Raw genomic sequence first — 26450 nt, 5'->3', positions numbered from 1 at the left:
GTTGATTTTTCATCAGTTTACCTGTAAATGGGGGAGAAAGCAAGCTGTTCTGATTCCTTTTACAGCGCCTTTTGTTTAGGTAACGGAGTGTCAGTGTTTTCCTATTTTTACAGCTTGCGAGTTATGTAATGCTATGCTAATATATGTGAAGAAAAAAATAGACTTGTATAACCTCAATAATATGGTTTGAGGGTTTCTACCAGGATCCGATAAATCCTGATTACAAAAGCGCGCTTTCCTTTTTTGTAATCAGGGTTTTTTTGTTTGTCTGCACCCTGTATCAAAAGTGAAAGCGATGATATACAGAAGGGATGTTAGACATGAACTGGAGAGTATATTTATTAGCCGTTTCTACTTTTGCGGTTGGATTAGTTGAGCTTGTGGTCGGAGGCATTCTGCCAAGTCTTGCAGAGGATTTGAATGTGTCTCTTGCAACAGCCGGACAGCTTATTACGGTATTTGCGATTGTGTATGCCATTTCAGCACCCGTGCTGCTGACCGCTACAGCCAAAATCGAACGAAAGCGCCTTTATTTAATCGCGTTATTGGTGTTTACATTAGGGAATGTGTTCACTTATTTTAGTTCGACCTTTGCCCTTGTCATGATATCAAGGGTGTTGATCGCGATGAGCACAGCGCTAGTGGTGGTGTTGTCACTGACGATCACTGCTAAATTGGTGGAACCAGCGCATCGTGCGAAGGCATTAGGGCTGATTTTTATTGGTATTAGCTCCTCACTTGTTCTCGGTGTACCGATCGGTATTTTTATTACAGAGAGCTTTGGCTGGAGAGTGATGTTTTTAGGAATCAGTATTCTTTCTGCCATATCGATGGTGCTGATCTATTTTCTATTGGAAAAAATGCCTGTTGAAAAAGTGACGCCTCTTAGAGAGCAGATTCGTTCTTTAGGGCATCCAAAGATTTTTAGTGCACACTTGATCAGTTTGTTTATGCTTGCAGGCCATTATATGCTTTATTCTTATTTCACTCCATTTCTGATGGAAGTTCTGCATATGACCCCGTTTTGGATTAGTATTTGTTATTTGATCTTCGGGCTTGCGTCTATAGGCGGGAATGGATTTGGCGGCTGGCTGAGTGACAAACTGGGTTCAGGAAAAGCGATTTTGCTTGTGACAATCGCGTTTGCGGTTGTCATGTTTACCATTCCTTATACAGCGGGGGTGTTCGCGCTCTTTATGGTGATGGTTGTCCTTTGGGGTGCGCTCAGCTGGGCACTGACGCCTGCTTTGCAGAGTTATTTGATTCAAACAGATCCTGTCACGTCTGATATTCAGCAGAGCTTAAATACATCGGCTTTGCAAATCGGCATTTCGATTGGATCTGCGGTTGGCGGAGTCATGTTTACGATGACCGGTTCATCTGTTGATCTGGCTAAATTCGGTGCTGTGTTTGTACTGATTGCCTTTAGCTGTGCGGTGATTTCGCTGAAGAGACCGCCGCTTTATATGGATCGTCAGCATCATGCTGAATAGAAGACAAAGGGCTAAAATAAAAATTATTTTAGCCCTTTGTCAACAATCTGTAGCTGCCTATCATTAGGCAGCTTTTTTGATATTCATTTTTGTTCGTTTTTACTTCACATATTCTGTTTGCAACCAGCTTGTTTGCCGCACGCTTGGTCAGTAATCTAAAAAGAGAGAAAGGTGCGAGGAGGAATGGGAGTGAAGAAGACGGGAAAGAAGCGTTCGACAGGTACAGCTTCCTTTTATCAAATAGCGTGGAGGTGGCATTTTTATGCGGGATTGATTTTTATGCCTATTCTTGTGCTACTTGCTGTAACAGGAGCTATTTATTTGTTTAAGCCGCAAATTGAGGAATCGATGTACTATAAGCTTTACCATGTGAAGGCTGAAGGAGAGAAGATAGCTCCTACTAAACAGATCGAAGCGGTAAAGGAGGCCTATCCAAATTCAGAGCTAACAAGGTATCAGCCGGGGGAAGGAAAGACGCGTTCAGCTGAAATCGGTTTTAGACAAGATGAGGACACATATACAGCTTATGTGAACCCCTATACAGGGCAAGTGTTAGGGCGAATGAAGGATGAAACGAAATTTATGAACCGTGTGGAGGAAATACACGGGGAACTGATGGCAGGAACGATCGGTGACCGAATCGTTGAACTGACGGCCTGCTGGGGCGTTGTTCTTATCTTGACGGGTATTTATTTATGGTGGCCACGAATGCCAAAGCGCTTCAGTGGTGTTGTCATTCCACATTTGACAAAAGGTAAAAGGCTGCTCATACGTGATTTGCATGTAGTTCCAGCCTTTTGGGTATCGGCAGGTATGTTATTTCTCATCTTAACGGGACTTCCATGGTCCGGTTTATGGGGAAATGAATTTCAAAAGTTTGCTACAAATACAGGCGAAGGATATCCACCATCTGTATGGGTTGGGGATAAACCAACCTCACAAGTTAAAACAGAGGAAGTAGCTGATGTCCCGTGGGCAGCTGAGAAGATGGATGTCCCTTCTTCTGATCAATCCTCTTTTTTAAAGCTATCTATGGATGATGTTGTACGCATCGCAAATGACCAGAAGGTGCATCCAGCTTATCAAGTGTATGTTCCGCAAACGGAAGACGGTGTTTATACATTGTCGGTCTTTCCGCCAAAGGCACAAGATGAAGCGACCGTCCATCTCGATCAATACACGGGAGCGGTTCTAGCTGACTATCGATATGACCAGTACGGCTGGCTAGGGAAAACCATTGCTTTGGGTATTACATTACATAAAGGAACAGAATTTGGACTAGCGAATCAACTAGTTGGTTTACTCGTATGTACAGGAATTGTTGGGATTGTTATCAGTGGGTTTTTGCTTTGGCTGAATCGGAAACCAAATGATTCATTAGGTGCACCAAAAGCGCCGGCAAAAGGCAGATTAAAGTGGTTTATCTTGCTTCTTACTGGGTTAGGAATTATTTTTCCGCTTGTCGGTCTATCGCTCATCATTGTACTGCTGATAGATCTATTGTTCATTCAGAGAATTCCGAGACTGAAGCGATTTTTAGGTGCATAAAATAAGGAGGGATAGATTATGAAAAAAGGTTGGATACTGGTCTTCCTCTTGATGTTCCTAACGGCTTGTCAGCTCAATCCGAATACGGAGGAGCTTTACGAAAAACCAGCATCAATTCACGTAAACACTAATTTACCGAGTCACATATCGAGTCCGAAAGAGCAAGCATTTCGTATTTTTATCAAAGAAAATAGTCAACCAATTCGGGCATCATCTGACATCAAAATAAGTGTTTCAAAATATGGAGAGAATATTCAAACAGCAGTAAAAACCGAATCGAAAGGGGAAGGTGTATATACAGCTAGCTATATGTTCCCTGAGGATGGTTTATATGATATCCGGCTAGAAGTGAAAACTGCGGGTCAGCACATCATGCCAACAAAACGAGTGGTTGTTGGTCATCTAACAGAAGAGGAGAAAGCGATCTTACAAAACAAGCAGAAAAAAGAGAAACAAATCCATTCTCATCATTAAAAAAGACCAAGGGGAGGTGTGTGATACCTCTCCTTTTTATGTGTCAAAAACAACTATTTCGCCAATCGGCTGAAAACCGGCACGCTGGTAAATATTTTTGCCGTCCGCTGATGCTTGTAAGATGACACATTTTTGTTTATTCTCTGTCTGGGTTAGAAGGTAATGAAACATGTCACTGCCAAGTCCTTTTCCGCGGTGTTCGGCCCTTGTCATGACATCATAAATACCGTAGCTGTCGTTTGCCTCGAATAATAAGCCTGTTGTGACCGGCTTTTGGTGTTCATACCCCACGAACATGCGAGCTTTTGAGTGTAATGCTTCAATCGAAAAACGCTGGAAATAGTCTTCTAAGGCGGCGGCCTCTTTCGACCCTTTGAATAGTTCAATAAAGATATGTTTGTAATCAAAGAGTGTCTGCTCATCAAGAACTTCCTTGATTGTAAGTGCTGGGGATGTGACTGGATCAATGTCACCTGTATGCTCTAGCATCATGATGGTATTGCGTTCGACCTCTTGAAGCTGATATTCCTTTAATAAATCAGCCCAATCAGGATGGAGTAAACGGTGATCAACCCATGTGCTGAAGATGAGTTTCTGTGACCGCATGTGTTCAATGGCTGCTTTCACTTTTTTTGGATCTTGGATTTGAGCTGATGTCGGTAAGAGCAAATTGAACGTGTCAGTCGATATTTGAGTATTGGATAGAACGAAATCGTCCGATGCAAGGAAGGTTCCGTTTACAGCAGAGGAAAACAGGTGTATCTTTTCTTCTAACTGGCGAATGGCCATTTGTTGTTCAGGTTTCATTTAGCTCACCTTTTCATTTTGATAAATTGGGTGACATCCCCATGATTATAGCATGTGACAGGATGAGGGGAATCTAGTATAAAAGTGCATATGTAATTTTCAGGTCCTATGTCCTATTATTTTGCTCACATCGACATTTCTTTTGACTCCTTTCTTCATTATTAGTACCATTTTATTAACCAGTTAAGAGTGGAGGTTCAGATGGAAACAAAAGAGCAGATTGTATTAAAAGCGATTCAAGATCTGATTATGCATAGGGAAAAGAGACGGAATGATCCAACAGATCCACTGATTACCACGACTGATACACTCAAACAAGAATGGACACTCACACAGCTTCACATTTTATCGATGATACAAGCCAATCCAAACGAATCAAACAATACATTTCTATCTCAACAACTAAAACTATCAAAGCCAGCTATTACAAAGGCTGTGAAAAAACTAATTGAAAAAGGCATGGTGGACTATTGCCACCGGCAGGGTGATAAGAAATCTGTCTATTATTCTTTGACAGAGGAAGGAAAGCAATTGGCAGCGCTTCATGATGAACTACATGAAAATGCAGTCACGTCCTATTTAGAATTTCTACAGCAGTTTCATGAAGATGAATTACAAGTGATTGAGCGTTTCTTAAAGGCTTGGAAAGAAAAGATATAGATAAAAAACCGAAACCATCGTAAAGAGGAGATGATTTCGGTTTTTTATGGTAAAATTAACATATATTGATGTTATTCGAGGCCATGAAGAAAGGGAGGGAGCTCATTGGGGAAAGAAATGATAGAAAATTATAAAAAATACGTATTCATCATGCCATTCGTGGGATTGTTTGTCAGCTTGCTATTATTTGTTTATTTTTTTGGTATTGCAGGACCTGGAGAACCAATTTGGGGTGCTGCTTTGTATTGTGCTCTGCCCTTTTTGGTGAATACGATATGTTTCTTGCCTTTATGTATTTATTTTAAAGTCAGCAAAAAAAGTGAGGAACATACATGATTGTCGTCAGTGCTTGTCTTGCTGGGTTGAAGGTTCGTTATAATGGCAGCCATCGATTAGATCAGCGAATTGAGGAGCTTGTTCAGGAGGGAAAGGCAGTCACAGTTTGTCCTGAGCTCCTTGGCGGCTTCTCCACGCCTAGACCTCCGGCAGAAATCATTGGCGGAGATGGATATGATGTTTTACGGGGGCAGGCTGCTGTTGTCGATGTTCATGGAACTGACGTCACGGAGATGTATGTAAAAGGTGCAAAAGCCACGCTGGAGCAGGTTCAGTCTCTGAAAGCAACAGCGGTTGTGCTAAAAGAGTACAGCCCCTCCTGCGGCAGCCGGATGATTTACCGCGGAGAGTTTAACGGGGGGACAAAAGCTGGGGATGGAGTGACATCCGCCTTGCTAAAACAGCATGGGATTCAGGTATTTTCTGAGGAGGATGATTGGACTTCACTGTTTTTATAGGTGTGGTGTGAATAGAAGGAGGAGTTAGGTTGAAAAAGTGGATGATTGGTTTAGTCGTCATTATTTTATTAGGAATTGGTATTTATTTTCTAATCAATGCAAAAACATACTCTTTTGATGATGTGGTCTCGATTGATCAAAACAAGGTGACTTCGATTCAAATTGAGCATGATAATGAGCGTGTTAAAGTGGAAAAGAAAGCGGATATTCAAAAGCTGCTGAAGGAATTTTCAGGTATGAAATTAAAGAAAACGAATGAAACTAAAAAAACTTCAAAAGAGTCTTATTGGATCAGGGTGTATGAGAATAAGAAGGAAACATACGGTCTGACTTTCTATGATCAAGCATTTCTAACGACATATGATTTTTCTAAAACAAAAGATCAAACCAGCGAATATCAAATCGTTGACGCCAATCAAATTGATATGGGAAAATATATCAAATAACTCAGTCAGAATGTCATGCATGATCAATTGAAAATTCGGGTATAGTGCTTGGTAAGTAAAAAGGAAGCGGAGGTTTGTTTGATGAGTGGATTAACAGATACAGTCACATTAGCAAACGGAGTAAAAATGCCGAAGCTAGGCTTTGGTGTATGGCAGGTAAAAGATGGGGATGAGGCTGTAAATGCAGTCAAAGACGCTCTTGAAGCGGGCTACCGCAGCATTGATACAGCAGCAGCCTATCAAAATGAAGAAGGGGTAGGCAAAGCCATTCAGCAATCAGGCATCTCGCGCGATGATCTATTCATTACGACAAAGGTCTGGAATAATGATCAAGGCTATGAATCAACACTCGAAGCCTTTGAAACAAGTATGAACAAGCTGGGACTAGATGTATTAGACCTTTATTTAATTCATTGGCCAGTTGAAGGTAAATATAAAGAGACGTGGAAAGCGCTAGAGAAGCTATATCAGGATGGACGCGTTCGAGCGATCGGAGTGTGTAATTTCCATCAGCATCATTTAGAGGATTTATTGGAAGAGGCAGAAGTTGTGCCAATGGTGAATCAAATCGAGCTTCATCCGAAGCTGACGCAGGAGCCTTTACGAGACTACTGCAAATCGAAAGGAATTCATGTAGAGGCGTGGTCGCCATTAGGCAGCGGGAAGCTTCTGAACCATCCTGTTCTCCAGGATATCGCGAAAAAACATGATAAATCAGTAGCGCAAGTGATCCTTCGCTGGGACTTACAGCATGGCATTATCACCATTCCAAAATCTGTGACGAAGAGCCGAATCATCGAAAACACACAAGTCTTCGATTTCGAGCTGTCCGCACGTGAGATGGGTGTCATTGATCAGCTCAATGAAGATGAGCGCACAGGTCCAGATCCAGATAACTTTGATTTTTAATCGAAGGAAAAGCACAGGTGCGATGCCTGTGCTTTTTTATGTGCAGTTTTTTGAGGTTGTAAGGCCTCAATGATTTGAATGGTGTCGATAATCTTTTCTTTACATAGTCTCCAATCAAACCATCGAATATATGAGAAGAAAGACCCTTCCGTTTTATGGAATTGAGCCGCCGACATTGCCTTTAGGTATGTATTTCCTGTATGATAAAGAATGGTATGTTTTGATTAAATTTAAGAGGTGTTTATATAGATGGAAAAACAATATCGCGTTTTACTTTACTATCAATATGTCCCCATTGAGGACCCAGAGACGTTTACAGCAGAGCATTTAGCATTCTGTAAGGAGCTTGGTTTGTTAGGCCGTATCCTCGTATCAGCAGAAGGGTTGAACGGAACGGTTTCTGGAACCATTGAGCAAACGGACAAGTACATGCAAGCGTTAAAAGAAGATCCGCGCTTTGCGTCTATGCCGATCAAAATTGACGAAGCAGATGGTCATGCGTTTAAAAAAATGCACGTCCGTCATCGGAATGAACTAGTGAACCTCAGCCTTGAGGATGATGTGAATCCGTTGGAATTAACGGGGAAACATCTTAGCCCGGTTGAATTTTACGAGCAAATGCAATCACCTGATACTGTTGTGATTGATGCGCGTAATGATTACGAGTTTGATGTTGGTCACTTTAGAGGGGCAGTTCGTCCTGATATTGAGACATTCCGTGAATTACCTGAGTGGATTCGTGACAATAAAGAGATTCTTGAAGGGAAAAAAATCCTGACTTATTGCACAGGCGGTGTACGCTGTGAGAAATTTTCAGGCTGGTTAAAGCGTGAAGGCTTTGAAGATGTCTCTCAGCTTGACGGCGGAATTGTCACTTACGGAAAAGACCCAGAAGTGCAAGGGAAGCTATGGGACGGTCAATGCTATGTGTTTGATAATCGCTTAACAGTACCAGTGAATCAAACAGAGCATGTGGTTGTCGGAAAAGATTTCTTCACTGGTGAGCCTTGCGAGCGTTATGTGAACTGTGCGAACCCTGCATGTAACCGTAAGATGATTGCCACTGAAGAGAGTGAGCATAAGTATATGCGCAGCTGTAGTCATGAATGCCGCACAAGCGAACGGAACCTGTATGTGAAACAGCACAATTTATCTGAAGAAGAAGTACAAGAAAGACTAGCTGTCATTGAAAAAGAACAAGTGATTTCACAAGGATAGAGGGAACCCCCTCTATCCTTTTTTTCTGTACATGACGGGGGTTAGAAGATAGAGGAAGTCATTTCCTCTATCTTTTTTGTTTTGTTTTTTTCAAAATAAGGGTAAAGGTAGTTATTCAGTCTAATAGATTGAACAGGTGGAAAAGCGCTTTCTTTTGAAATAAGCATGTTCGACTATTTCAGAAAATGAAGAATTGAGAGATAATATAACAGGCAAAAAAATGAACAAGAGTAAAGGTTCATTAGAAGAAATATTTGCCATTTTAAAGTGAGCTGCTTTGAAAGAAAGACGCTTGCTTGACACATGCTCTGTATTTTAATCGAAAGGTGTTATGAACATGAATCATTTGCATCGTAGGATGGGAACTTTCGCTTTAATGATGGTAGGTCTTGGCTCAATCATTGGTTCAGGATGGCTCTTCGGTGCTTGGCGTGCGGCTCAAATCGCCGGTCCTGCTGCTATTTTATCCTGGTTGATTGGGATGGTTGTGATTTTATTTATCGCTTTGTCTTATAGTGAACTCGGATCGATGTTTCCTGAGGCAGGCGGAATGGTGAAATATACGCAATATTCACACGGATCTTTTATTGGGTTTATTGCAGCTTGGGCGAACTGGATCGCCATTGTCTCCGTGATACCAGTTGAGGCGGTTGCTTCCGTCCAGTACATGAGCTCTTGGCCTTGGGAATGGGCAAAGTGGACAACCCACTTGGTCACAAAAGGAGTGCTGACGACAGAAGGTCTTATGGTCGCCAGTGTACTGCTTGTGATTTACTTTCTGCTTAATTATTGGACAGTAGGGTTATTTTCAAAAGCGAATACATTCATTACTGTGTTTAAAATTGTCATTCCAGGATTAACAATTGGTGCGCTCTTATTCGTAGGTTTTCATAGTGAGAATTTTACTTCTGGAACAAGTATTGCTCCTAACGGCTGGGCGAGTGTGCTGACAGCTGTTGCGACATCTGGGATTGTGTTTGCCTTCAATGGCTTCCAAAGCCCGATTAATATGGCCGGTGAGGCAAAAAATCCAGGCCGGTCGATTCCAATTGCCATTGTCGGATCGATTTTCATTGCAACTGTGATTTATGTCCTTTTACAAGTTGCCTTTATCGGTGCTGTTGATCCATCTATGATTGTGAATGGATGGGGTCATTTGAATTTCAACTCGCCATTTGCGGACCTTGCCATTGCGCTTGGGATTAACTGGCTTGTTCTGATTTTATATGCGGATGCGTTTGTGTCACCTTCGGGTACAGGAATTACGTATACCGCAACGACGTCTCGGATGATTTATGGAATGGAAAAAAACAAATACATGCCAAGTGTGCTTGGCCGTCTGCACCCTATTTACGGCGTGCCTCGTCCAGCAATGTTTTTTAACTTAGCCGTATCGTTTATCTTTCTGTTTTTATTTAGAGGCTGGGGTGTACTTGCAGAAATTATCTCTGTCGCAACACTCATTTCTTATTTGACTGGACCAGTGACCGTCATGACGCTGAGAAAGACAGGGACAGATTTATATCGTCCGCTTCGAATAAAAGGACTCAGCATCATTGCTCCTCTCGGTTTTGTCTTTGCCTCATTGACGCTGTATTGGGCAAGATGGCCGTTAACAGGTCAGGTGCTGTTCATTATTCTCATCGGTCTACCTATCTATTTTTACTATCAAGCAAAAGCGAAGTGGAAAGGATTCGGCCGCAACTTTAAGGCGGGTGCTTGGATGGTTGTGTACCTGCTTGTGATGATGACGATTTCCTGTCTTGGCAGTGATAAATTCGGCGGTTATAACATCATTCATTATGGCTGGGACATGGCACTGATTACAGTGGTAGCTCTGCTATTTTATATGTGGGCACTCAAAAGTGGATATGAAACAGAGTTTTTAGAGGATGCGAAAAAAATCAATGATGAGCTGCGTGCTTCTCAGAAAGAAGCTGCATCAACCAAAGAATAAAGAAACGGCTGCCTGAACACTCGGGGCAGCTGTTTTTATTTGGATGAAAGGTGCATCACATGCCGTTTCAGCCAAGTGGTGACGCCGTGCAAAACGGCCGCTGTGACAAGTGAAATGAGCACATATCTCCAAAGCTGGCCTAAGCCTTGTCCACTCCACCAGAACACGATGCCTAGAATGATGAGGGTGAACATGAGCAAGAATAAAAATGATGCAGACCAGAAAAAAGCCTTCACAGAAGGTCACCTCCTCAGGAGTATTGTATGCAGGCAATTGAAGGATCAGACCAGCTATGAAAGGGTAGAATTGTGGTGAAATCTATTGCAAAAGTCAGATAAAAACGCCAAGTGATTTGACAGTTGTGTTAAGATGAGAGCATATTTTGTAAAGTTGTTGGTCATAGACGGAGGTGTTTGGAAATGCAGATACAAAAGGTTCTAAACAATAATGTCATTAGTGTCATAGATGAACAAGGAAAAGAAATCGTCGTCATGGGGAGAGGCATTGCGTTCCAGCGACGTCCCGGGGACCCGGTGGACGAAGCATTGATTGATAAAGTCTTCCGCCTGGAGGATCATTCCGTTCACGAGCGGATGAAAATGCTGCTTCAAGAGGTTCCGTATGATGTGGTCAAGGTGACCGAAGAAATGATCCAATATGCACATACAAAGCTGAACCGAAGATTAAACGAAAGTCTGCATGTATCGCTGGCAGACCATATTCATTATGCCATCGAACGGCTGAAGAAAAATCATTTGATTGAGAATTCGCTTATTTGGGAGATTAAACGCTTATACAAAGATGAATTTCTCGTGGCAAAGGACTGTCTTGAGATGATTGAAGAGCGTCTTCATATTGAACTGCCTGAGGATGAAGCGGGCTTTATTGCCATGCATATCATTAACGCAGAGCTCAATGAGGATATGAATACGACGGTCAATATCACAAAGGAAGTCAATGCCATTCTCACCATTGTGAAATATCATCTCAACATGGAATTTGATGAAGACTCGCTTAACTTTTACCGTTTTCTCACGCATTTGCGCTTTTTCGTCCAGCGTCTGATTAACGAAACACTGCTTGTCAGCGAGGATCAGGACTTATATCAGCTGATCAAAGTGAAGTATCCGAAAGCATACGATTGCGCAAAGAAAATCGCAGAATATGTCTATCAAACCTATCACCGGGATCTCACATCAGAGGAGATGCTGTATCTATCAATTCATTTGAATCGACTGATCAAACGAGAAAAATAAAGATAGATTTTAAAAGAAAGCGTTGACATGAGAAAAGGTGAGTGGTACTATTTGCTCATAAACATAAAAGAATACGGTTTCACAATGATCGTCTTAGAGGATTGTGACTGTTCGGCAGGCAAAACCTAAACGTTCACTAAAAAAGCGCAACAGCAAGCTGCGACTATTTTTGGTGCCCGTTTAGGTTTTTATTTTGCCCAAAAACGTATTTTTTTGAAAAAAAGGGGGTTTTTGCATGAGTTATCGTCAATTAGCAGAAGACATTATCAAACACATTGGCACAGAGAAAAACGTTCATTCATTGGTGCATTGTGCCACAAGGCTTCGCTTCACCTTAAATGACAGATCAAAAGCAGATAAAGCGGCCATTGAAAAATTAAATGGAGTCGTCACAGTCATGGAAAGCGGCGGCCAATTTCAAGTGGTCATTGGCAATACCGTACCAGAGGTATATCGAGAAATTGGAGAGTTTACGAATCTATTAGAGGATTCCGCTGCTTCATCTGCAAAATCAGGTGAAGAGAGCACAAGCCTTTTCGGGAAATTCGTCGACATTGTTTCGGGGATTTTCACACCACTTCTCGGTGTCATGGCGGGTGCAGGTATTTTAAAAGGTCTATTAGGCATCTGTATCAACGCGAAATGGTTATCTCCTGAAGATACGTCGTATCAAATTTTATTTGCGGCATCTGACAGCTTGTTCTACTTCCTGCCATTATTGCTCGCATTCACTTCTGCTAGGAAGTTTAAAGCGAATCCGTTTGTTGCTGTGACGATTGCAGGTGCACTTATTTACCCAACCATTCAAGAATTGTCAAAAGGCGGCGGAGATGTGACCTTCTTCGGGATTCCAGTCGTCTTAATGTCTTATACATCTACGGTCATCCCAATCATTTTGGCAGTGTTTGTGATGGGATATATCGAACGTTTCTTTAACAAAGTCATTCATGAAAGTGTCAAAAACTTTATTACACCACTCATTTTACTTGTCACGGTTGTTCCGCTGACACTCATCGTATTCGGACCATTTGGTGTGTATGCAGGGAATGGCATTGCAGCTGTTTTGCTGAAAGTCTTCTCCTTTAGTCCTACACTTGCAGGTGCTTTAATTGCGATGGCTTGGCAGATTCTTGTCATCTTCGGTATCCACTGGGGACTTGTGCCAGTGATTTTAAATAATATCGCAGTCCATGGGAAGGATCATATCAAGCCGGCCACTGCGCCAGCTGTATTCTCACAAGCCGGTGCTTCTATCGGTGTTATGCTGAAAACAAAGAATAAAAAACTGAAATCATTGGCTGGATCGACAGCAGTTTCTGCTGTGTTTGGGATCACAGAGCCAGCTGTATACGGGGTCACGCTTCGTTTGAAAAAACCATTTATTGCAGCTGTTATCTCTGCTGGGGTCGGCGGTGCGATTATCGGTTATTCACAAAGTATTGCAATTGCGTCAGGCCTTCCAAGTTTACTGACACTTCCGATTTTCTATGGTCAAGGATTTACAGGGTTCATCATCGGTATCTCGGTCTCGTTCGTCCTTTCGATCATCTTAACTTATTTGATTGGATTTAAAGATCCAGTAGATGAAGATGAAACGCCGGCAGCCGCTTCTGCACCGGTAATTGAAAACGAACATGGGGTCAAAGCAGCTCATGTGAAAAGTCCTTTAAAGGGCGAGGTCATCAAGCTGGAGGAAGTGCAGGATAAGGCATTCTCATCTGGTGCACTAGGAAAGGGCGCAGCCATCATTCCATCAGAAGGAAAGCTGTTTGCACCAGTATCAGGAGTTGTGACAACGGTGTTCCCAACTGGACATGCGTATGGTCTAACCTCTGAAAGCGGAGCAGAAGTACTCATTCACATCGGACTGGATACCGTACAATTAGGCGGAAAGCATTTTACCCCGAAGGTTGTGCAGGGGCAAACCATCACAGAAGGCGAACTGCTTGCTGAGTTTGACATAGAAGCCATCCAAGCTTCAGGCCTGTCAGTCACAACACCCGTTATTATTACCAATTCAGGTGAGTTTAGCGATATCATTGAAACGGAAGAGAAACAAATCACACCAGGGCAATCATTTTTACATCTAGTTTAATCAAAAGGAGGAAGAAATCATGAGATATTCAACACTAGCATCATTTCCAAAAGACTTTTTCTGGGGCGGATCTACTTCCGCCTATCAGGTAGAGGGTGCGTGGAACGAGGATGGCAAGGGGCCTTCTGTCATTGACATGAGATCAAGTTATCCTGAAGGGACAACGGATTTTAAAGTCGCAAGCGATCACTATCACCGCTATAAAGAGGATGTGAAGATGTTTGCAGAAATGGGCTTGAAGGCTTATCGCTTTTCCATTGCGTGGACACGGATCATTCCAGATGGAGATGGGGAGATCAATCAAAAGGGGATTGAATTCTATCATTCTCTCATCGATGAATTGCGCCGCTATGACATTGAACCAATCGTGACAATGTATCATTTTGATCTGCCTCATGCGCTTCAAGTAAAGGGCGGTTGGTCTAACCGCGGGACAGTGGATGCGTTTGAGCGCTATGCTGAGGTTCTATTTCAGGAGTATGGTCAGAAGGTAAAATATTGGCTGACCATTAATGAACAAAACATGATGATCTTACATGGATCAGCGCTCGGTACACTTGATCCAAATTTGGAAAATCCGAAAAAAGAACTGTACCAGCAAAATCACCATATGCTCGTTGCACAGGCAAAAGCCATGACGCTCTGTCATCAAATGCTGCCTGAAGCGAAAATTGGACCAGCGCCAAACATTGCGCTCATTTATCCGGCTTCTCCAAAGCCTGAAGATGTGCTTGCTGCGGCGAATTACAATGCGATCCGCAACTGGCTTTATCTTGATATGGCCGTGTTCGGCCGTTATAACAACCTTGCTTGGGCGTACATGAAAGAAAAAGACATTCTTCCTGTCATCGAAGAGGGAGATATGGATATTTTGAAAAGCGCGAAGCCAGACTTTATTGCCTTTAACTACTACACCTCACAAACGGTTGAAGCGAGTAAAGGAGATGGCAACGACGAATTTGCACGCGGCGGAGATCAGCATTTGAAATCCGGTGAAGATGGCGTCTACAAAGGCGGCAACAACCCATTCTTAAGTAAAAATGCGTTTGGCTGGGAGATTGATCCTGTCGGCTTCCGTTCAACGATGCGGGAGATTTATGACCGCTATCAGCTGCCGCTTATTATCACGGAAAACGGATTGGGTGCATTCGACAAGTTAGAAGAAGATGGATCAATTCAGGATGATTATCGAATTGATTATCTAGAAAAACATATCGAGCAAATCAAATGGGCGATCACAGACGGCGTCGAGGTATTCGGATACTGCCCGTGGTCAGCTATCGACTTAATCAGCACACACCAAGGATGCTCCAAGCGCTATGGGTTCATCTACGTCAATCGCGACGAATTTGACCTAAAAGACCTCAAAAGAATTCGCAAAAAGAGCTCTTATTGGTATGAAACCTTGATTCAGCAAAATGGAGACAACATCGGGAAATAACATATGAAAAAGCCAATCACCTTATGAGCGGGTGGTTGGCTTTTTTTCTTTCTTCACTCTATTGGCAAGATCATATTGTTCGAGTTGTTCTAACATGATAGTCTGATGATATATTGTAAAAATTGGGTAAAAATCCATTATAAGAAAGGGACTATTTATATGATGACGATTCTTTTTATGTTCTTCACATTGTTTTTGATTTTTTATGGTTTGAATTATATAGGACAGAAATTGATTGCGAAGGAATATCCAATGAACCATGGATTGATTGTGACGCTGTCAGCTGTGGAAGGTATTCTTGTTTTCGTCATTGTTGGTGTGAATGCGAAATTTCCGTTTTTATTTACAGTACTTATGTCCGTTCACATCTAACTCTCTACTATCATTATACCCCGAATTTAATTAAATTTATAGACTGTTTCTCACCCATATCTAGCCGTATACTGTTATACGCAAGTCAAAAACGATAAGGGGTGTGGCTGTATGAATGACAAGCAAAAGGTGTTAGATCCTGGGCCATTTTTTCATGGGACAAAAGCGGAATTGAAGGTTGGAGATCTGCTTGAACCGCTGTATTTATCCAATTATCAGGATAAAAAATCAAACCATATCTATTTCACCGGAACACTTAATGCGGCCAAATGGGGTGCTGAATTAGCTAGGTCTGATGCGAAAGAAAGAATTTATATTGTAGAACCGTTAGGCGAATTTGAAAATGATCCAAATGTGACTGATAAAAGATTTCCTGGCAACCCAACACGTTCTTATCGATCGAAATCTCCGTTGAAAATAGTTGCAGAATTAGGTTCATGGGAAAGACATTCCGATGAAGAAATCAATCATATGCTGAGCTCCTTAAAAAAATTAAGTGAAGAAGGAAAAAATGTCATATACGATTGATGATACGAATAACACGATGGCCGCCTCATGAATTGGGCGGCCTTTTGGTTGATCTTATTGAAACAACGCATCCATCAGCTCATCAAATGTGTTGGCTTGCTTGAGGGAGTGAATGCGGTCTGGATTGTCTAGTAAATCGACAGCCTGTTCAAAGAATTGGTTCATACAGGCAGCGTCATCCTTATGAATCGCTAATAAAAAGACAAGTGAAACCTGGTCTCCCTGCCAGTCAATTGGCTGTTTTAAGTGTGCGATGGCTACAGAGGAGGTGCCTTCATTTGTGATGAGCGGGTGCGGCATTGCAATGCCACTGCCAAGATAGGTAGACGACATTTGCTCCCGCTCAAGCACCGAGGGACGAAAAGAAGGCGATACTAGCTGATGTGCCTCTAAACGGCTGCATAATATATCTAATACCTCATCCTTGCTGCTTAGATCAGCATTCATGAAAGTCAATCGCTCTTGAAAAAACGCCATCAGCTCTTTTGAGGGTGCCCCGTGCCCATTTAATAAATGAATGACTTCATTTACACGCTGTATATCATGATGTTCAAAAAAGGCGCTGACTTGAATGACTGGTTTCCCCTTTGATGAGAGTGGAACGGTTGTGATGATGACGTCACACGGCAAAGAGGAGCTCATGAGATAATCCTGATAGGAATAGAGCTCAACAATGTCAAGCTCGTGCTGAAAGGCTGCCTTCAATTTAATTTCAAGGAGCCTTGCCGTCCCTAGTCCAGACCCGCACACGATAATGGCTTTCTTTTTTTGCGAGGTGTCGAGCTGACTTCTTTCAAATGAAGCAGCGATATGCAAGGCAGCATATGCGGCCTCGTCTTCATTTGGCGTACGCACCAGCTGCAAGGCATTTAGTCCGCTGACAGCCAAATCAAACGGGTAAGGATAGGACGCTTTGATTTCATGCAAAAGCGGATTTTGTAATGATACGCCATATTGGATGCGATTTAATAGCGGCTTCATATGAAGCATCAAGTCTTGCTGCAGGATGCTGTCATCAGCAAAACGATGACCGCTTATTTTTTCAATGTGCTGTAGAAAGACTGTAACCGCCTCTTGAACTTCCACTGTCGTCTGATGCTGGGCGGCTTCTTTCCACGTTTGATTCGCCAATAGATGCATGACTAAGTAATCTGTTTCATCCTCTGATAAGGTCACGCAAAAAGTGTCACTCACCTGCTGTATGATTTTTTGTGCAATTCTCATCAAAACGGGTGATCTTTGTGTACGGGCAGTACTAGCGGATATCCGCTGGTTTTTTCGTGTTTGCTGAATCGCTATGGCTAAGTGAATGACTAAATTTTTTAAGGCAATGTCTTTAATGAGCAATGACTCTTGATGCAGGTTCGTCAACACAATCGATCGAATGGTTTCAAGAGAAATATCAGGAAAATGGAGCTGCTCCCGCTCGGTGATATGAGAGAGAGCAGGCTCTTCTTCAAGAAGTAAGTCTGCATAGCACGTTCTTTTTTGCAGCTCATCTCCTTCAATCTTTAAGCCAAATCCAGGCTTTGATACAAGGGTCATGCCGTAACGGGCTAACAGCTCTCGTCCTTTTTTTAAATCACTGCTGACCGTCATGCGGCTGATAAACAGTTCTTCAGCCAGCTGGTCAATTTTTAAGTAATCTGATTGAAGCAGCAGCTTTCTCATCATAAATCGTACACGCTCTTCTGGCATGACGGGGACAAGAGAGCGGGCAGGAAGCTTTTGCTGATGAAGCCAAAGTAAGAAAGCATCTTGGTCACTCGTTAAAAGAGTATATCCCTTCCCGCGAATCGTTTTAATCATGGCCCCAGTTTCCTTTAAATACTCATTTGCTTCCTTGATTAAATTGCGGATAGAGCGGTCAGATAAGCGAAAAGAGGCAGTGAGCTCCTCCAGCTTCACGAACCCCTTCGTTTCAAATAGCCGCTGAATCAGCTGATAGGTTCGAGGATCTGCCGTCATCATCATTGCGCGGCTCCTTGCGCCTGTAAGGCATCAGTTCCAAGAGCAATGGCGCCCATTAAACCAGATAATCCATCAAAGGATGGTTTTGTGATAATTTCATGTAAAGGCTTTGGCAGCTGCAAATAGTTGTGAAGCCGTTTGTCTGTTTCATCAAGAATAAGCGGCAGCATAGCCGGCTGTTTCATCACGCCTCCACCTAGAATGATGCGTTCTGGTGAAAGGGTGAGCAGCAGGTTAGCAGTCATCTGCCCGAGATAGTAAGCATGAAGTGACCAGGCTGGATGATCCTCTGGCAGCATTTGTGCCAGTGTATGATAGCGTCCTTCTATGGCAGGTCCAGATGCCAGTCCCTCTAAACAATCATGATGAATAAGACAGCAGCCTCCGTATGTGTCATGAGGATGCCGCTGAACGGTGATATGACCCATTTCTGGATGCAGCAAACCATGAATGAGGCGATGTTCAATATAGGCACCGCCGCCTATTCCAGTCCCAACAGTAATATAGACCAAGGAGGCAGGCTTTTCTGCTTCAGTTGAAAAACGGGCTTCTCCGAGTGCTGCACAGTTTACATCGGTATCAAGCTTCATCGGGAGCCCGAGGGCTTGTTTTATGGTAGAGAGGAAAGGGAATTGGCGCCAGGCTGTTTTTGGTGTGTCTAAAATCGTCCCGTAGCTTGGGCTTTGCTCTTTCACATCGACAGGCCCGAATGCCCCAATTCCAATGGCATCGACACGATGCTTTGTAAAGTAATCGATCACTTGCCGGCATGTTTCATCTGGATTCCCTGTTGCAAAGGAAGTCATGTGTTCAATCGTTCCGTCTGTTGTTCCGTAGCCGCAGACAAATTTCGTTCCGCCTGCTTCAATGCCTCCAATTCGCATGATCAATGCCCTCCATTAAAGAGGGGCGGAATCCAATGGATCCCGCCCCTACATGTTCATTTTTTCTTTACAATGTAGGTTTGTACCTGACAAGGTGTAAGCGGTTCAATGTGTAATGATCCATGTTGTGCTTTGAGTATATGTCCTTCAGGTGTTTCTCCTAAATTCGCTGTTTCTCCGTGTTGTAGAGATGAACTATTGATTGAAGCGGCTGTTTGACGCGTTAAATATGGATTGAAGAGACGAATGACAATGCCTGTTCCATGCTCTTCTTTTTTCAGAGCGCTTAGAATGGCTCCATCTGTCTCGATGTCAAGCAGGCTATAAGTAGATTGTAAGTCTTCTTTTTCATCTCGGAAAGAGAAAATTAAACGACCGTTTAAAAAGTCTGCCCGTTCGTAGCATTGAACAGGGGTGGTGTACCGTTTGGCAAGCTGTGCTAAGTGTCCCTCGCTGACTGCGTCCTTGCTATAGTGCATACCAAAGGAGAACGATAGTGCACCTTGCAGCTGAGCATCTGGTGTATCAACAATTTTTTCCCCAGATGCGCGGCCTGGACGGTAAAGAAGGTTTTCTTTCCCCATTTTTCCGAAACAGCGGAAGAGCGTATATGCAATCGTTGTATAGCCTTCTCCTGTGATCTGATATTCTCTCACGCAGTCGGTCAACAGAGCGGCACCATATGCTTCATCACGAAGTGCGACAAAGGATTGCATTGGTTCAATGGTGATCGGTTTTTCTTCCCAATGTTCATTGTTCCACCATTCAAGTTCTTTTGTCAGCTCTGTTGGGCGTTCGATTGTACCAAATTGCTGATCGCTTAGTGATACGTTTGATGCGATGCCTGTATCAAAGAGAACACGCAGGCGATGATCCATTGCATGGTTATCGACATCTACATGAAAACGAATGACAGTATCGTCTTTGTTTAATGCTACCTTCGCTGTGATCGGAAGTGAAGTCGCAGCCAATTGCTGAGAGCGCTCCTCTAGGTCGTAAGGGACAGTGAGCTGAAGCTTGATGGTCAGCTCTTGCTGCAGGCTGCTTTTAGCCACTGAGATGTCTGCTGACGAAAGATCCTTGGATGACACATACAGGTCCTCACGAGGGGGTGAATAGTTGTAGGAATCCCCATCATCTCCGTTGTCTTCAAAGATCATTTGCTCAGAGAATGTCCGGCCAGTTTGTTTATCTGTGATGTCCAGTGTTCCGTTGTCATTTGCCGCAATGCGGTAATACATATTTTCAATCACGCGTCCTTCAGTTTGTTCCCATGCCGATTCGCTTGATTCATCGAAGACCATGCTGACCTGTGTATAACCAACTGACGGTAAGTCGAGGGCTTCAATCAGCAGCACGGCTTTCCATACTTGCTTTGGCATGTACACTTCTTTACTTGGGTTAAGAGAAATTTGCTGTGCCAGCACATAATCTGTGACATCGGTTTTGCTTTTCACTGTGTACTGAAGCGTTCGTCCATTTGCATCCTTTAGCGTAAATGGACGTTCCGTGATAAAGGTCTCGACTTCAATGACTTCAGAACGCTTTGAAGGCAGTGTATTGAACAACGTGAACGTGATTTCCTGCTCTGTTTGCAGTCGAATAGTGATGAGACGCATGTGCAAGTCTACAAGATTCTCAGCGATTTCCTTTGCCTGCTTGTAGCGGAAGAAGACATCTTGGTTTGTCGTGTCACTATTACAGCCGCCAATGCTGTCATGCGCTGCATTTTCAAACATGAGGTACCAAATATCGCGAACCGTATCATGTGGATAGTCGTGTCCAAGCGAATAGCTGATCGTTAGGATCGGCTCCATCACATTGACGAGATAGTTTTCAATTTGATTGTTTAAGATTTTTAAATCTGCTCGTGTTGAAAAAATAGATTTATGAATCCGCATATGCTTCGCATGAATAAGCTCTCCGTGTAATGTCTCAAAAGATGTCCGCTCTTTTTTCACGGCTGCAATATAATTTTCTAAACTGCTGATTTGATAGTGATGCTCGTCAAGTTCATTGGCTTTTTCTAATAAGTCAGGCAGGTTTTTGCGAATTGGAGCTTGGTCAAAACCATTCGGGAAATAGACATTCTTTGTGGTTGCCTTTGCTTGCAGTGCACCGATTTTTTCAGATAAAAAGGCTTGTAAGTCCTCATCCTTCTCAGGGATATTTCCACCGTAGTAGTAGCCGAATGGCAGATTCACAGCAAAGACTTCACTGCCGTCAGCACCGCGCCAATTGAATTCAGTATGGTTCGTCATATGGTCAGAAACGCCGCGCCAAAATGCCGTATCGACAATGCCGAAGCCGCGATAAATTTGAGGCATTTGTGCGGATTGACCGAAGGAATCAGGGACATAGCCGACTTTCATCACGTGGCCGAACTGCTGACAGCGTTCAATCCCATATTGCAGGTTCCGCACAATCGATTCACCTGAAATGACGAGCTGGTCGGTTTGGGTATACCATGGGCCGATGATGAGACGTTTCGCTGTGACGAGCTTCTTGATTCGATTCTCATCCTCTGGACGCCATTTCAAATAATCATCTAATAAGGAAGCCTGGGCATCGAGCATGAAGTAATGGAATCTTTCATCTGTTTCAAGGGTATCTAAAATGTCCATTACGCTTTTCATTAAGTAAATACGGGAGCGGGAGGTGGTGAAATACCATTCCCGGTCCCAGTGAGTATGTGGAATCACATGTACATTGACAGTCATTGATCAACGACACCTTTCTTCGTTCGAATTATCCTTCTAGCACAAGGTCAAAATCGTCTTCTTCTTTCTGCTTCTGATCATGTTCCGGCGTTTTTGGTTCTTTTTTCTCAGAGAAATTCACAAGCAGGTTGGCGCCAATACCGATGACGAGTGCGCCAGTAAGGGCTCCGATTAAATAAGCCCACCAGTTTCCGACTGAGAAGAAGCCGTATAGCCCGCCAATTGGCGGCATGATGTCATGAACTCCTAATAATGCAGCGACCCCGCTTCCAACAGCACATGCGACAACATTGAGCGGAATCAATTTCAAAGGATTGACGAGGGTAAAAGGGATCGCCCCTTCCGTAATACCGATAATGCCCATGACAAGGCCGCCTCGTCCGGCTTCTCTAAAGGTTGGGGAGAAGTTGCGTTTTCGAATCAATGTCGCAAGCCCGTATCCAAGCGGTGGAATGACAATCGCAATATTGACGAGAATGGCAGGGAGGTAGACACCTGATAGGAAGAGGGCGTTACCAGCCATCCACGCTGATTTATTCACCGGTCCGCCAAGATCGAAGCCAATCATCGCACCTAAAATGAGAGCGAGCGCGAGTGTGCTTGTTCCATCAGCGACCATGCCTTTGATCCATTCAATTAATGCCGTGTTCAAAGCGCCTAATGGGCCGCCCAGCAGAACTGACATAAGAAGTCCGGTTAAGCCAACGGTAATAAGCGGAAGGATGAGCAGAGGGACGAGCCCAGCTGCAGAGCCTTGAATTTGAATTTTTCTTTTCACAAAAAGAGCAACATATCCTGCGAAGAAGCCTGCGATGACGGCACCTATAAATCCGGCATTTGTTGAGCTGGCAAGGGCCCCGCCGATAAAACCAGCCGCAAGACCTGATTTATCCGCAATCGAATAGGCGATAAATCCAGCGAGCAGGACGTTCATTAAGCCAATGCCTGTCCAGCCTACCTGCTCCATTAAATAGGCACCGTGCAGTATGCCGCCAGCATCCTTATAGGTGTTTAAATCTGAAACACCGAACCCTAATCCGACCAGTTTTGCTAAACCAACGATAAGTGAGGCACCGATGATTACAGGAAGAATATAAGAAATACCGGTCATAAGATGGCCTTCAATGACTTTTAATTTTGCTTTCATTTTCTTTGCTCCTTTCTATATGGCATTGCTCATGTTTATTGAGATTCAGACTTTTTCTTTTCAACAAGTGCTACAGCTTTGGTGATAATTTGTTCGGCATTTTTTAAGGCACGTCCGATCTCGACACGTACAGTGGGAATGCCTGAGAAGCGTTCCGCATCGTTGATATGCTGATTTGAGGCAATGATGCATAGGTCTGCCTGCTGCGCTTCCTCTGCTGTAATGCCGTTCACCTGTCCCATAATCCCCTGCTGTTCGATTTTGATCTCGTGTCCAAGCTGTTTACCTGCATTTTCTAACGCTTTGGCTGCCATTGGAGTATGAGCTAACCCTGCTGGACATGAAGTGACACCGACAATTTTCATTGTGTAATCCCCTCTTTCAATTGTTGTTCAATGACTTCGTAATAGTAATCAGCTGTTTGACCTGGTTGAATCTTCTCGATAAAAGCAGGTTCCATTAGGCTTGTCGCAATACCTGACAGTAATTTCAGATGTGTGACATTTGCTTCTTCTAGTGGAACGAGCAGTGTAAATAAATAGCTTGTGGGCAAATCGTCGAAGCTTCCCCATTCAATGGGTTGTTCAAGTTCTAAAAAAAGAAGTGAAGCCGTTTGTACAGCGGAGCTTTTTGTATGTGGAATGGCGAAGCCTTGCTGAAGTCCTGTTGAGACTTCGTCTTCGCGTGTCAACAAATCTGCTAATAGCCCCGCCTGATTGTTTGTAATCTGAAGGTCTTCAGCTTTCTCGGAAATGTATTGTAAAATCTCATTCTTTGATCGTCCGTTTACTTTTGTGAAAACATGATCTTTTTGGAACAAGCTGATCCCTTCTCTCTTGTTTGTTAAGCGCTTACAAGTTGATTGTAATGTACTTTTCAGCATGGTTAAATAGCATCATTTTCCGTTTGAAATGGCAAAAAGTTTATGAAGCTATCCGTCTTGCTGACTGAATATCTCAAATCCTAGCTTAAAACGAGTTTAATTATGTAAAAAACAGATTCTACTAAATGTCTTTCTGTGATATTCTTCCAAGGTATTATAAAAGATAAGGGGGTCTTTTCATGTTCAAAAAGCAGGTCAAATCCTGTGTGATCGTACTCATGGCCATCATTCTATGTATGGCAGTATTACCTGGATACGAGGCAGCAGCTGCCAGTCATGGAACAAGTGTCAATGAAGCCATTGGGTTAAAAAATGGTGAAGTCATCTCAGGTACATTACAGAATGAAAAGGAAGAGTCGTGGTATCAAATCACGCCATCTGCACAAGAGGTGGCAAAACATACACACATGCAAATTTCTGTGAAAAGTAAACAAGTGCTGTCTGTATCGGTCTATCCAAGCAAGGACAGAGCGATGAAGGATGACACATATTCAAGATATCGCGTGGACACAGCAAGCGGAGAGACAGAGATCAACTTCCCGCATGCATGGTCAGGTCCCTATTATGTCAAAGTGCTCTATTTAGGATCAGAGGAAGACAGCCGTGATGAGGAAGAGGATGCGGCATATACAATCGGATATAAAGGAGCTAATCTTCCGCCTTCTGAACCTGTTTTTCCTGAAGAAGATGAGCCTGAAATCATCATTATAGAGAAAAAGTACGGGCGTGAAATTCTCCAATCGATTCGTACAATCGAAGATAAACGATTCAATGAAACGGCAGAAGGTCAAAAGCTTTCGCGTCTGCTCCAAAAGACAAAGCCGTTTCTCAAATCAAAGCTCATCAAACATCAAAAAGAGCAGCAAAAGGTTTACAACCATCTGCTCACATTAAAAACACTGCTAAGTGACGTAGAGAAAAATGGTGCATTTAGCGGTCATATCGTAACAGAAAAAGAACAGCAGGTGATCGGCTCCCTTTTTGATATGCTCAAAGAAGCAAGTCCGGCATATTTAAAAAAGGAATTAGAAGCCGTCAGTCAAAAAATGGGCATCGATCAGCTTGAAGGAAAGTCAGTTGGTTATGTATTAGAGAAACAAAAGCTTGTAAAAGAAGAGAAGGTTAAAACGAATAAGATCATTTTTAAATTAAAGGATGGCCAAACACTTCAATCTGCGAAAAAGAAAATGAAAAGCTACGGCATCCAAGAAAACCGTGTGACATCACAGTCAGTCAGTCCTTTATTCAAAGGAATGTATGTCTATGATGTGCCAGCAGGGCAAGAATCCGCTGGAAAGACACTAAAAGCAGGCAAAGCGGTCATCAAAAGCACGGCAAGAAAGCTTTCCAGCATGCCAAATGTTGAATTTGCAGAGCCTGTTCAAACCTATCGTGCGCTAAGCAGCGACGCGCAGTATGGTTATCAGTGGCCGCTGAAAAACAGTGCGCAAAACAGCGGGAAAAAAGGCGCTGACGTCAAATTTGAACAAATGAATACACTGATTGGCACAAGCAAAATGAAGCAGACATTAATTGCTGTTGTGGATACAGGTGTAGACAGCCGTTTGACAGATTTAAACGGGACTGTTCGTACAGACTTAGGTGCGAATCTCATTGGACGAAACAAAGATGCGATTGATGACAATGGACACGGTACGCATGTGGCAGGCATCATTGCCGCAAAATCCGATAATCATTACTCAATGGCAGGTCTCAATCAACATACGGGCATCATTCCGGTGAAGGTGCTGGATGCCTATGGCTTTGGCGATACAGAGCATATTGCACTTGGAATCAAGCATGCAGTGGACAAAGGCGCAAAGGTGATCAACATGAGCCTTGGCGGCTACTACAGCAGAGTGATTGAATATGCAATGAATTATGCTGCACAAAGAAATGTACTAGTGGTCGTGGCAAGTGGAAATGATGGCGTACCAGAAATGGGCTACCCTGCCACGTCAAAATACGCAATGGCGGTTGGCGCAAGCAACCGTATGGATATTGCCGCTGAGTTCTCAAGCTATGGCAAAGGACTGAGCATGTCAGCTCCAGGGTCGGATATTCCGAGCCTAATGCCTGATGGGAATGTCTCATACCTTAGCGGGACATCAATGGCGACACCATATGTGGCAGCAGCAGCAGGGTTACTGCTTTCTAAAAATCCATCCTTAAAGCCAAATCAAGTGAGAAATCTTTTGCAAAGTACAGCAGATGACATCTCATTTAAATCTATTGATGGAAAAGACGACGTTTTCTATGATGAAAACGAGGAGCCAATTGTCGATCCTAAAATCCCAGGAATTGATTGGATGACAGGACATGGCAGACTGAATGCATTTGCTGCATTAAGTGCTGTCGAATTGAATGCATCAGTGAACAAAGTGGAAGATCAGCATCAAAAGGTGACAGGTAAAGCAAAAGCTGGCGCTGCTATTTCTGTGTATAGAGGCAAAACGCTGCTTGGAAAAGGCACAGCAGGCAAAAAAGGAACCTTTAGTGTGAAGATTAAGCATCAGAACAAAAACAAGGTCCTTCACATTAAAATGTCAAAAGGAAAGGCCGCTACGACGCTCAAAACCGTCGTGAAAAAAGGCAAAGCACCAGCTAAGCCGAAAGTGAGCAAAGTAACCGTCAAAAGTAAAGCGGTCAAAGGGACTGCGGGTGCAGGCTTGACCATTAAAGTGAAAAACAAATCAAAGAAAGTCATCAAAACAGTCAAAACCAATAGCAAGGGTGCATTTACTGCCCAAATCAAACCGCAGAAAGCCAAAACGGTTTTATATGTGACCGCGTCAGATGTGAGAAAAAGAGAAAGCAAAGCGGTAAAAGTGGTTGTGAAAAAATAAA

Annotated in this window: 24 protein-coding genes and 1 riboswitch; of the genes, 16 read left to right on the top strand and 8 right to left on the bottom strand. The window is 43.2% G+C overall.

Features of this window, described 5'->3' with window-relative positions; genetic code table 11:
- Positions 1–143: 143 nt before the first annotated feature.
- Positions 144–243: riboswitch (purine riboswitch) on the top strand.
- 77 nt (positions 244–320) lie between these two features.
- The 3 genes from AAZR19_RS12620 to AAZR19_RS12610 all read left to right on the top strand — a co-directional run bounded on the left by AAZR19_RS12620 (position 321) and on the right by AAZR19_RS12610 (position 3515).
- A complete protein-coding gene (locus AAZR19_RS12620) occupies positions 321–1493 on the top strand; it encodes an MFS transporter (protein ID WP_025092506.1) in 1173 nt (390 codons plus the stop codon).
- A gap of 183 nt (positions 1494–1676) precedes the next feature.
- Complete coding sequence (locus tag AAZR19_RS12615; RefSeq protein ID WP_434703356.1) at positions 1677–3041, top strand: PepSY-associated TM helix domain-containing protein; 1365 nt, start codon at positions 1677–1679, stop codon at positions 3039–3041.
- Between the two features lie 18 nt (positions 3042–3059).
- The gene (locus AAZR19_RS12610) at positions 3060–3515 is read left to right on the top strand and encodes a FixH family protein (RefSeq protein WP_434703354.1); all 456 of its coding nucleotides are present in this window, start codon (positions 3060–3062) and stop codon (positions 3513–3515) included.
- A gap of 36 nt (positions 3516–3551) precedes the next feature.
- Here AAZR19_RS12610 and AAZR19_RS12605 read toward each other — a convergent pair whose 3' ends face one another.
- A complete protein-coding gene (locus AAZR19_RS12605; protein WP_434703352.1) occupies positions 3552–4322 on the bottom strand; it encodes a GNAT family N-acetyltransferase in 771 nt (256 codons plus the stop codon).
- Between the two features lie 201 nt (positions 4323–4523).
- On the opposite strand from AAZR19_RS12605, the gene AAZR19_RS12600 reads away from it, so the two are divergent.
- The 7 genes from AAZR19_RS12600 (at position 4524) to AAZR19_RS12570 (ending at position 10306) form a co-directional block, all read left to right on the top strand.
- Complete coding sequence (locus AAZR19_RS12600; RefSeq protein WP_041106150.1) at positions 4524–4982, top strand: MarR family transcriptional regulator; 459 nt, start codon at positions 4524–4526, stop codon at positions 4980–4982.
- 105 nt (positions 4983–5087) lie between these two features.
- Positions 5088–5318 carry a hypothetical protein gene (locus AAZR19_RS12595; RefSeq protein ID WP_041106152.1) on the top strand — a complete coding sequence of 77 codons (231 nt, stop codon included), beginning with the start codon at positions 5088–5090 and terminating at the stop codon, positions 5316–5318.
- Entirely contained in the window at positions 5315–5776 is a 462-nt protein-coding gene (locus AAZR19_RS12590; RefSeq protein ID WP_226015225.1) for a DUF523 domain-containing protein, read from the top strand. The genes AAZR19_RS12595 and AAZR19_RS12590 overlap by 4 nt, the downstream gene beginning before the upstream one ends.
- 29 nt (positions 5777–5805) lie before the next feature.
- A complete protein-coding gene (locus tag AAZR19_RS12585; protein WP_434703350.1) occupies positions 5806–6222 on the top strand; it encodes a DUF5301 domain-containing protein in 417 nt (138 codons plus the stop codon).
- 81 nt (positions 6223–6303) lie between these two features.
- Positions 6304–7131 (top strand): aldo/keto reductase, encoded by an 828-nt coding sequence (locus AAZR19_RS12580; protein WP_041106158.1) that lies wholly within the window; start codon positions 6304–6306, stop codon positions 7129–7131.
- Between the two features lie 249 nt (positions 7132–7380).
- The gene (locus AAZR19_RS12575; RefSeq protein WP_434703347.1) at positions 7381–8349 is read left to right on the top strand and encodes a rhodanese-related sulfurtransferase; all 969 of its coding nucleotides are present in this window, start codon (positions 7381–7383) and stop codon (positions 8347–8349) included.
- A gap of 337 nt (positions 8350–8686) precedes the next feature.
- Positions 8687–10306, top strand: coding sequence for an APC family permease (locus AAZR19_RS12570; RefSeq protein WP_434703345.1), 1620 nt, complete (start codon positions 8687–8689; stop codon positions 10304–10306).
- 35 nt (positions 10307–10341) lie between these two features.
- On the opposite strand, the gene AAZR19_RS12565 is transcribed toward AAZR19_RS12570, so the two are convergent.
- Positions 10342–10542 (bottom strand): hypothetical protein, encoded by a 201-nt coding sequence (locus AAZR19_RS12565; protein ID WP_075622241.1) that lies wholly within the window; start codon positions 10540–10542, stop codon positions 10342–10344.
- A 183-nt stretch (positions 10543–10725) separates the two neighbouring features.
- Here AAZR19_RS12565 and licT point away from each other — a divergent pair, with 183 nt between their 5' ends.
- The 5 genes from licT to arr all read left to right on the top strand — a co-directional run bounded on the left by licT (position 10726) and on the right by arr (position 15998).
- Positions 10726–11562 carry a BglG family transcription antiterminator LicT gene (licT, locus tag AAZR19_RS12560; RefSeq protein ID WP_041088833.1) on the top strand — a complete coding sequence of 279 codons (837 nt, stop codon included), beginning with the start codon at positions 10726–10728 and terminating at the stop codon, positions 11560–11562.
- Positions 11563–11797: 235 nt separating this feature from the next.
- Positions 11798–13657, top strand: coding sequence for a beta-glucoside-specific PTS transporter subunit IIABC (locus AAZR19_RS12555; protein ID WP_056764929.1), 1860 nt, complete (start codon positions 11798–11800; stop codon positions 13655–13657).
- A 19-nt stretch (positions 13658–13676) separates the two neighbouring features.
- On the top strand, positions 13677–15098 hold the full coding sequence (locus tag AAZR19_RS12550; protein ID WP_434703342.1) for a glycoside hydrolase family 1 protein: 1422 nt from the start codon (positions 13677–13679) through the stop codon (positions 15096–15098).
- A 159-nt stretch (positions 15099–15257) separates the two neighbouring features.
- On the top strand, positions 15258–15470 hold the full coding sequence (locus tag AAZR19_RS12545; protein ID WP_041106169.1) for a hypothetical protein: 213 nt from the start codon (positions 15258–15260) through the stop codon (positions 15468–15470).
- A 111-nt stretch (positions 15471–15581) separates the two neighbouring features.
- A complete protein-coding gene (gene arr / locus AAZR19_RS12540; protein WP_434703339.1) occupies positions 15582–15998 on the top strand; it encodes an NAD(+)--rifampin ADP-ribosyltransferase in 417 nt (138 codons plus the stop codon).
- A 54-nt stretch (positions 15999–16052) separates the two neighbouring features.
- Here arr and AAZR19_RS12535 read toward each other — a convergent pair whose 3' ends face one another.
- Genes AAZR19_RS12535 through AAZR19_RS12510 form a run of 6 tightly spaced genes read right to left on the bottom strand, consistent with a single transcriptional unit; the run spans position 16053 to position 23540 of the window.
- A complete protein-coding gene (locus AAZR19_RS12535) occupies positions 16053–17972 on the bottom strand; it encodes a BglG family transcription antiterminator (RefSeq protein WP_434703337.1) in 1920 nt (639 codons plus the stop codon).
- Positions 17969–18853 (bottom strand): ROK family protein, encoded by an 885-nt coding sequence (locus AAZR19_RS12530; protein ID WP_163114439.1) that lies wholly within the window; start codon positions 18851–18853, stop codon positions 17969–17971. Before AAZR19_RS12530 ends, AAZR19_RS12535 begins: the two co-directional genes overlap by 4 nt.
- A 56-nt stretch (positions 18854–18909) precedes the next feature.
- Positions 18910–21573: a mannosylglycerate hydrolase gene (gene mngB, locus AAZR19_RS12525; protein WP_434703334.1), complete on the bottom strand. Its 2664-nt coding sequence runs from the start codon at positions 21571–21573 to the stop codon at positions 18910–18912.
- 28 nt (positions 21574–21601) lie between these two features.
- On the bottom strand, positions 21602–22720 hold the full coding sequence (locus tag AAZR19_RS12520; protein WP_024424401.1) for a PTS fructose transporter subunit IIC: 1119 nt from the start codon (positions 22718–22720) through the stop codon (positions 21602–21604).
- Between the two features lie 35 nt (positions 22721–22755).
- Positions 22756–23085: a PTS fructose transporter subunit IIB gene (locus AAZR19_RS12515; RefSeq protein ID WP_024424400.1), complete on the bottom strand. Its 330-nt coding sequence runs from the start codon at positions 23083–23085 to the stop codon at positions 22756–22758.
- Positions 23082–23540 (bottom strand): PTS sugar transporter subunit IIA, encoded by a 459-nt coding sequence (locus tag AAZR19_RS12510; RefSeq protein ID WP_434703332.1) that lies wholly within the window; start codon positions 23538–23540, stop codon positions 23082–23084. The genes AAZR19_RS12515 and AAZR19_RS12510 overlap by 4 nt, the downstream gene beginning before the upstream one ends.
- Before the next feature lie 242 nt (positions 23541–23782).
- On the opposite strand from AAZR19_RS12510, the gene AAZR19_RS12505 reads away from it, so the two are divergent.
- On the top strand, positions 23783–26449 hold the full coding sequence (locus AAZR19_RS12505; RefSeq protein WP_434703330.1) for a S8 family serine peptidase: 2667 nt from the start codon (positions 23783–23785) through the stop codon (positions 26447–26449).
- The last annotated feature ends 1 nt before the right edge of the window (position 26450 follow it).

The sequence above is a fragment of the Bacillus sp. Je.9.29.b genome, assembly GCF_051129925.1.
Taxonomy (GTDB): domain Bacteria; phylum Bacillota; class Bacilli; order Bacillales; family Bacillaceae; genus Bacillus; species Bacillus safensis.
This window is presented reverse-complemented; position numbering and strand designations above follow the sequence as displayed.